This is a genomic window from Rhodocytophaga aerolata (genome assembly GCF_030503435.1).
Lineage (GTDB): Bacteria > Bacteroidota > Bacteroidia > Cytophagales > 172606-1 > Rhodocytophaga > Rhodocytophaga aerolata.
In genome coordinates this window covers 1-1188 of the sequence record NZ_JAUKPO010000163.1, presented here as the reverse complement: position 1 = coordinate 1188, position 1188 = coordinate 1, and the positions used below count along the sequence as shown (strand labels likewise).

The following is a 1188-nucleotide window of genomic DNA, read 5'->3' as shown; positions in this document are numbered from 1 at the left end:
TGATAAAGCATTTAAGTTGATGACCGTCGAGCTGTGCCTCTCGGGCAAATCAACTTCTGAAGTGGCTGTAGAACTAGGGCTGCGCCCCCAACTGGTCAGCCGCTGGAAGCGAGAGTATGAGCAAAGAAAGGAGGGTAGTTTTTCAGGGCATGGCAAGCCTGCTTTATCAGCAGAACAGGCCGAAATAGCCAAGTTGAAAAAGCAACTTCGAGAGGCAGAAATTGAACGCGACATTCTAAAAAAGGCTGTGAGCATCTTCTCCAAGAACGATGGCAAATTTTTCAATTCATGAAAAGGCACCACTCTATGTTTGCCATTGAGAAGATGTGTAAGGTGTTTAAAGTCAGTAAGAGTGGGTATTATTATTGGCTCAACCGGAAGCCATCTGTCAGGCAGGTAGATGAGCAACAAGCTCTTAAGTTGATTAAGGAAATACATGAGGCAAGCAAGAGCCGATATGGTAGCCCAAAAATTACTTATGAACTTAAAAAGAAAGGTGTTTCTATATCTAGGCCCAGGGTAGCCAGAATTATGAGAAAAGCTAGGATTAGAAGCATCGTTGATAAACGATTTCGAATTTGCACGACAGATTCTAATCATAATTATCCGGTAGCTAAAAACTTATTAAACAGAGACTTTGCACCAGAAAATATAGGCAAAGCATGGGTATCTGATCTTACTTATATTAAAACTATAGAAGGCTGGTTATATCTGACGGTGATTGTAGATTTAGCTGATCGGAAGGTAGTGGGATGGTCTTTAAGCCAGACGATGAAAACCTCTGATACAGTGATTCCTGCCTGGAAGATGGCCATCACAAATAGACCTATAACTACTAATCTGATTTTTCATTCAGATAGAGGTGTACAATACGCCTGTTATGAATTTAGAGATGTACTTAAAATTCATCCGTTAGTGATGCAGAGTATGAGTAGGAAAGCTAACTGTTGGGACAATGCAGTAGCGGAAAGCTTTTTCAGAACTCTAAAAACTGAATTGATCCATCCTATGGAAGTAAAATCCATAGCAAAGACAAAAATAGAAGTTTTTGAATTTATCGAAATCTGGTACAACAGAAAGAGGATTCATGCATCGCTTGGCTACTTAACACCTATTGAATATGAAGCAAAGCTAAACAGTTATAAAAACGCAGCTTAACTATTTGTCCAGTTTATTGTTGCAAGTTCA

Annotated in this window: 2 protein-coding genes; both read left to right on the top strand. The window is 39.6% G+C overall.

Features of this window, described 5'->3' with window-relative positions:
- Positions 1–292: transposase (locus Q0590_RS37330; RefSeq protein ID WP_302042785.1), on the top strand; the 292-nt coding region annotated here is incomplete at its 5' end.
- Complete coding sequence (locus tag Q0590_RS37325) at positions 289–1158, top strand: IS3 family transposase (RefSeq protein WP_302042784.1); 870 nt, start codon at positions 289–291, stop codon at positions 1156–1158. The genes Q0590_RS37330 and Q0590_RS37325, both read left to right, overlap by 4 nt.
- Positions 1159–1188 lie beyond the last annotated feature (30 nt).